The sequence below is a fragment of the Streptomyces sp. HSW2009 genome (genome assembly GCF_040240285.1).
In the GTDB taxonomy this organism is placed as follows: domain Bacteria; phylum Actinomycetota; class Actinomycetes; order Streptomycetales; family Streptomycetaceae; genus Streptomyces.
Genome location: NZ_JBEHZD010000468.1, coordinates 1 through 6,443 on the forward strand (window position 1 = coordinate 1; position 6,443 = coordinate 6,443).

Below are 6,443 nucleotides of genomic sequence, written 5' to 3' on the forward strand. Positions count from 1 at the left end.
GGGGGGGGGGGCGCGCCCCCCCCCCCGCGGGGCCCCCCGGGGGCCCCCCCGGGGGGGGGGGCGGGCCCCCCCCGGGGGGGGCGGCCTGGCCGCCGTCGCCCGGCGCGTCGCCGGACCGCCGCTCCGGAGGGTCTTCGGAGTCGGTGGGTGGCCCCTCGATGAGGTCGGCCAACCGGCGCAGCCCGCGGTGTGCGGAGGTCCGTACGGCGCCGGGGCGCTTGCCCAGCACCCCCGCCGCGCTCTTCGCATCGAGCCCCACGACCACCCGCAGCACCACGGCTTCGGCTTGGTCACGGGGCAACTGGGCGATCAGTGCGAGCGTGTGCCCGGTGCCCAGCGACTCCAGGGCCTCGCGTGCGGTGTCGGCGTCGGCCGGCCGGTCGGCGAGTTCGGTCTCGTCGCCGCCTATCGCCGGGCGCCGCCCGCGCATCCTGATGTGGTCGAGCGCCCGGTTGCGGGCGATGCGCGCCGCCCAGCCCCGGAACCGGTCGGCGTCGCCATTGAACCTGCCGAGGTCCCGGGCGATCTGCAACCAGGACTCGGAAGTGACGTCCTCCGCATCCGATTCGCCAACCAATGTCCGCACATATCCGAGCAACCGTGGGTGCACGGATCGGTAGACGGTCCGGAAGGCGGCCTCGTTCCCTTCCTGCGCCGCGCGGACCGCGGCGGTCAACTCCCCGTCGTCCCCCTGCACGCCCTCATCCTGCTCCACTTGGAGAATCCGCTGATCAGCGGCGCCGTACGTGGTCGTCGTCCGGGCCGCCCTTCAGGCTCAGTATCCGGTGGGACCCGAGCCGTACGGGTTCTGTTGCTGTCCCGGCGCTTGGTACCCGGGCCCGGGAGGCGTACCGGGGGCGGCGCCGTACTGCTGTCCACCGTACTGCGGGCCGCCGTAGGGGGCGGCGCCCCCGTAGGGCTGGGCTTGCGCCCCGTACGGAGCGGCGCCGGGCGTGCCGAACGGCGGGGGACCGCCCTGCGGGCCGAGCGCGGCGCGTCCTTCCTGCATGCGGGTGATCTGGCGGACGAGGATGATCGCCAGAATCGCGCAGACGATGAGCACCAGGGTGGAGACGACGCTCATGGCGAGGCCGGTGTGCATGTCGTCCAGCAGGTCATTGGCCTCCGCCAGGCTGGTGACGCCGTTGTCCATGTCGTCGTACGCCTGGTCGTACATGAACTGGCCCCACGTGCCCACGATGCCGCCCGCAAGGAACGTCACCCACCAGGCGTTGAGCAGGCCGCGGGGGGCGGCGTGCGGGCCCTGCGGGGAACTCGCCCGCCAGATGTCGTTGGCGATCTGCTTCGGGAACCACAGGTTCACCACCGGCGTGAACCAGGCGCCGGCCGCCCAGCCGGGGCTGAACCGGTGCTGCCCCGGCGCGAAGGTCTCCGCATTGAGCCGCAACCGCCGGAACCAGACGGCCCACACGACGATGACCGGAACCACGGCCACCAGATTGAGGAACGACATGGCCACCGCGAAGTCGTCGGCGTCCTCCGCCTTCCCGTACGAGACGGACTTGCCGTCCTTGATGTCCCCCACGACGCCCAACTGGTTGAGCTCGGCGATCAGCACGAGCGCCAACGTGACCAGCATGACCGGGAACAGCACCGTCAGCGTGGTGGACAGGCCCCGGCGCAGGTCGACCGGAACGGGCATCCCCATGCCCGGGACCGCTGGGGACGGGTAGCCGATCGGAGGCGCGCTCGGCAGCGGCTGTTGCTGCTGGTAGGCGCCACAGGCGGCACAGCGCCCGTCGGCTCCCACAGCGGTGGCGCGGCAATTCCCGCACGGATACATGTCAGGCCCCCTGGGTCGCGGCCGGTGGTCCACGCCGCGAAGAGATATGCAAAAGACGCGCCTGGCGGCGCGGACCTGCACGTTACGGGCATCCGCTAGGCCGCGTCCAGACCGGTTTCGAGCGCCGGTGTGACGCATTCGAGGCGCACGGCGCTGAAGGGGATACGGGCTCGTACGCGGGTCCGTCTCGTACGGCGGTCGGGGCCTCTCCTGTGGGGGGTGGCGGCCCCGGCCGTCTTGAGTGAGCCCCACCTCCGGGTGGGGCTTCTCTTTTCTCCACCACCTCGCTGGCCAGCCTCTGACCAGGCATTTCACCGGGCTCGACCGGTGCGCGCCGGGCATGGGTTGGCCACGTGACGGTCGTGGGGTGATGCCTCCGGCGGACATGTGACCTAGATGTGACCAAGGGGGCGCGGGGCGGGGGTCCATTTGTCGAGACATGGGGGCTCCCCCTCCCCCTCCCCCCGCCCCCCGCCCCCTCCCACCGCTCCCCCCGCGTGTGCCGCAGCCCACTCGCGCCAAGCCCCTCGTTTCGTTCGCTAGAAGTTCTTCCAGCGGACGGAGGAGTAGTACGGCATCGGTACCGGCATATCGGCGCCGATCACGCCGACGTCGGCCGTACGCCGGAGGCGGCCGGCGGCCGGTGGCCCGCCTCGATGGCGCCGACTACGGCCTTGCGGATAGGGACGTCGGCTTGCGGTTCGGCGGGAGGCGGTCGCGCCGCCGAACCGCCTGCGCATCAGTGGATCTCCACACCGCCCGTGTCCGTCCGTACCGTGACCGTGTGCTCGGCGTCGCGGTCCACGGGCTGGGGGACGTGCGGGGTTCCAGTCTTGCTCTGTGCCTGTATGGAGTAGCCGGCTTGGGGCGGCAGGGTAGCGGCGAGCGGTGCACCCCACACCAGCACCATGCCGAAGCAGGGTCACCAGCGGCCAGGGACCCAGAACCCCGAAGCAGGTCACCAGTCGCCAACTGGCCCGGTTCCTGGCGAGCGCCGCCGCCGACGCCAGTAGCGGTCCGGACAGGGCAGGGCGCGGCTGGGACGGCACGGCCAACTCACAGATGGCCGCCCGGCGTTGGCGTTCGGCGGCGCCGAGCAGATGCAGCACCCAGCCCCCAAGGACCACCAGCGACATGCCGACCAGTCCGGCCGGCGCCAGGCAGGCGGAGCATCGGCACTGCTACGGGAGGCTCCGTACGCGGTCGCCGCAGCCTGGTTGGCCGGTGCGACGACCTGTGCGCGCGGCGCCGGGGGTTGAGGGGTCGGTTAGATGACGATGACCCGGCGTCCGCGGGTGTGGCCGGCCTGGCTGTCGATGTGGGCCGTGGCAGCGTCCGCCAATGCGTACTCCTTCTCTATGGGGATGTGGAGCCTGCCGAGGGTGATCAGGCGGACGGCTTCGGCGAGGGCGTCGGGCACGCTGCCTGCGGCGCCGGAGAAGCGGACGCCGAGGGTCGGGGCTCCGAGGTCGGCTATGGAGATCACCTTCTGGGGGTCTCCGGTCAGTTCGACGAGTTCGCGGATCACGCCGGAGCCGGACAGGTCGAGCGCGGCATCGACCGGACCGATCGCCCGCACCCGCTCCACCCAGCCGGGGCCGTACGTCGTGGCGCGGGCGCCCAGGTCGCGCAGATAGTCCTGGTTGGCGGCGCCGCCCGTGCCGATCACCGCTATGCCGCGGTCCCTGGCTATCTGGAGCACGGCCGAGCCCACTCCCCCGGAGGCGCCACTGACCAGCAGTGTCTGTCCTGGCTGCACGCCGACCTCGCGGATGACGCGCAGCGCGGTCTCCACCACCGAGGGATAGCCGGCGGCCTCCTGGAACGAGAGGCCCGCGGGCATCGGGGCCCAGGCGGACAGCACCGCGAACTCCGCATAGGTGTCGACGCCCTCGCCGAAGACGCGATCGCCGAGCTCGACGCCTTCGACGCCCGGGCCGAGCTCGTCGACGACTCCGGCCGCGTCGAGACCGAGCCCGGCGGGCAGCGCGATCGGGTGGGCCTGCAACTTCTGGCCTTCGCGGATTCTCCAGTCGACGGGGTTCACACCGGCCGCGCGCACCGCGATGCGCACCTGGCCGGGGCCTGGGTGGGGCTCGTCGGCCGTCACGAGGCGCAGCACTTCGGGACCGCCGAACTCGGCGAAGTTGATTTTCCTCATGTGACGTAGCGTAACGCTAGCGGTTAGTTTTTCGCAACGGATTTGGAGTTGGATTTGTTAGCCTGACGTCATGACCATGCCGACTGGCCGCCGGGAACGTAAGAAGGCCGCAACCCGCCAGAAGATCGCCGACGCCGCCCTGTGGCTCTTCCTGGAACGGGGGTACGACGAGGTGGGCATCCGGGACGTCGCCGCCGAGGCGGACGTGGCCGTGACCACGCTCTTCTCCCACTTCGCGTCCAAGGAGGCGCTGGTCTTCGAGCAGGACTGGCAGTTCAAGGACCGACTCACCCGGGCGGTCACCGAGCGGGCCGCGGACGCGCCGCTTTTGCCGGCGCTGCGCCAGGAGATCCACGCACTGGTCGCACACTGCACGGCGGACGGCGCCGGGCCGATCTGGAACATGATCGCGGGCTCGGCCGCACTCCGCGAGTACGAGGAGTCGATGCGGCTGCGCCATGCGGAAGCGCTCGCCGCGGCCATCGACGACGACCCCCGCCTGCCGCTGACCAGCACGGCCGGCCGCTCGATCGCCCGGTTCGTCGTGGACGCCTACTCCGTGGCACGCGAGGCGGACGACCCGCCGGCCGCGGTGGACGAGGTCTTCCGGATGATCGAAGCGGCCTGGGAGGTCGCCTGCCCGACGGGGCCGGAGCAGGGAACGGCAGAGCAGACCGCCGAGTAAGGCCGCGAAGACCAGCGGGAGGCCAGCGGGAAGGCCGGCACCGCCGATCCGACCGACCACACCGCAGCACTGGTCGGCAGGACGCCGACCGCCACACCCCGCGCCGCGGCACGGCGCCCCATCCCCACCACCTCATACGCCGTCACACTGCGGCGCCCACCACCTCATACGCCATCGCGCTGGGCGCCCCGCCACCGCGTACGCCATCGCACCGCGGCACCCCACCGCCCCGGACACCGTCGCCCCACGCCGTACGCCATCGCACCGCACCACGCCGTACGACCGATGCACCATCCGCCAGCCCCCGCACCCGCACCCGCACCCGCACCCGCACCTAGCCGACCCCCAACCAGCCCCGCCCACCCCACTCGCCCCACTCGCCCCAAAAAGCCGAGGTACCCACCCCACTCGCCCCCACGAGAAGGGCGAGCCCCGTTCGTCAGTGCCCCGAGCCCGCAGGCTCTGCCGTCACCCGGTCGCCCAGTGCGGCGAACTCCTTCCACGGGCGCGTCGGTGGGCGCGGGTCCCACACGCGCTGGGACAGGGCGCGCAGCGGGCCGCGGATGCCGCGGGCGATCTGTTCGGGGGTCTGCGCGTCGGCGATGTCGCACCAGATGCCGAAGCGACCGCCCAAGATCCGGTCAGGGCCGCCCAGTTCGGCCGGCACCGGCTCGGTGCCCCGTACCACCCGCGGCGACCACTGTTCGTAGATGCGCTGGCCGGTGGGGTAGGTGAAGTCGTTGGGCTGGCCGAGTACGTAGTAGAGGTACTCGTCGTTCACGTTGATCAGCGGTCGGCCCTCGCGCAGGTACTCCTCGGGCTGTCTGGCCCCGATCTCCTTGCCCGTCCAGTACTCCACCTCGCGGTCCCGGTCGGCGTGGACGACGCCGCCGCGGAAGAAGCCGTCGTTCCACGACTTGACCCGGGCGCCGGCCTTGCGGGCCACCGCCGCCCGGTCGTTGAGCCAGCCCGTCGCCAGGTCCTGCACCCGGGCGCCCTTGCCGTACTTGCGCCGGGCCGCAGCGGCGAGGTCGGGGAAGGTGTCTTCCGGGTTGCGGACCGTCAGCGCCTGGTACTCGTCGCCGCCCAGGTGCCAGTACGGGCCGCCGCCGCTGTGGGTCGCGAACAGCGGCGCGAACTCCCGCAGCAGGTCGTCCAGGATGCGCGCGGCGCCCGGGGCGGAGATGTCGACGGTGCCGCGCGGGGTCTGCCCGTCCACGCCGCGCAGTTGCAGCGAGGGGTGCGCGCGGATGACCGTGCCCAGGTGGCCGGGCGAGTCGATCTCCGGGATGACCGCGACGTGCAGTTGCTCGGCGAGCCGTACGATCCGGCGGACCTGCTCCTTCGTCAGGTGCTGTCGGGAGACGACCTCCGGGTGTGAGCTGCTCTCGATCCGGAAGCCCTGGTCGTCCGTGAAGTGCAGGCCGACCTGGTTCAGCTTGAGGTCGGCCGCCTCGCGCACCCGGGCCTCGATCCAGCGGGCCGGGAAGTGCTTGCGCGCCGTGTCGATCATGAGTCCGCGTTGGGCGCGGTCCGGGCGGTCGCGTACGACGCCGGCGGGGAGTTCGCCGCCGCCCGAGCGCAGCGCCTGGCGGACGGTGCGGGTGCCGTAGAAGACGCCGGCCTGGCCGCTGCCGGTGATCAGGGCCTGCCCGTCGCGGACGGTGAGCACGTAGGACTCGCGGGCGATCTGGTCGGCAGCGGCGCGGGCGGCGGGCGCGGGGGCGGCGGCCCGGGCCCCGCGGGCGGCCCGCGGCCCGGCGGGCCGGGCGGGGGTGGCCCGGCGGAGGGCC

General features: G+C 72.6%; 6 protein-coding genes. 1 reads left to right on the top strand and 5 read right to left on the bottom strand.

Annotation, left to right across the window (positions count from 1 at the left end):
- From AAHZ94_RS26430 to AAHZ94_RS26445, 4 genes are all read right to left on the bottom strand, one after another.
- Window positions 1-697: RNA polymerase sigma factor (locus AAHZ94_RS26430; RefSeq protein ID WP_349995833.1), on the bottom strand; the 697-nt coding region annotated here is incomplete at its 3' end.
- Between the two features lie 78 nt (window positions 698-775).
- Complete coding sequence (locus tag AAHZ94_RS26435; protein ID WP_349995826.1) at window positions 776-1,669, bottom strand: DUF4328 domain-containing protein; 894 nt, start codon at window positions 1,667-1,669, stop codon at window positions 776-778.
- A gap of 874 nt (window positions 1,670-2,543) precedes the next feature.
- A complete protein-coding gene (locus AAHZ94_RS26440) occupies window positions 2,544-2,714 on the bottom strand; it encodes a hypothetical protein (protein WP_349995828.1) in 171 nt (56 codons plus the stop codon).
- Window positions 2,715-3,071: 357 nt separating this feature from the next.
- Window positions 3,072-3,965 (bottom strand): NADP-dependent oxidoreductase, encoded by an 894-nt coding sequence (locus tag AAHZ94_RS26445; protein ID WP_349995829.1) that lies wholly within the window; start codon window positions 3,963-3,965, stop codon window positions 3,072-3,074.
- A 70-nt stretch (window positions 3,966-4,035) separates the two neighbouring features.
- On the opposite strand from AAHZ94_RS26445, the gene AAHZ94_RS26450 reads away from it, so the two are divergent.
- Window positions 4,036-4,650, top strand: coding sequence for a TetR/AcrR family transcriptional regulator (locus AAHZ94_RS26450; RefSeq protein ID WP_349995830.1), 615 nt, complete (start codon window positions 4,036-4,038; stop codon window positions 4,648-4,650).
- 439 nt (window positions 4,651-5,089) lie between these two features.
- Here AAHZ94_RS26450 and AAHZ94_RS26455 read toward each other — a convergent pair.
- Window positions 5,090-6,443 (bottom strand): beta-N-acetylhexosaminidase (locus tag AAHZ94_RS26455; RefSeq protein ID WP_349995832.1); only part of this gene is annotated, 1,354 nt, incomplete at its 5' end.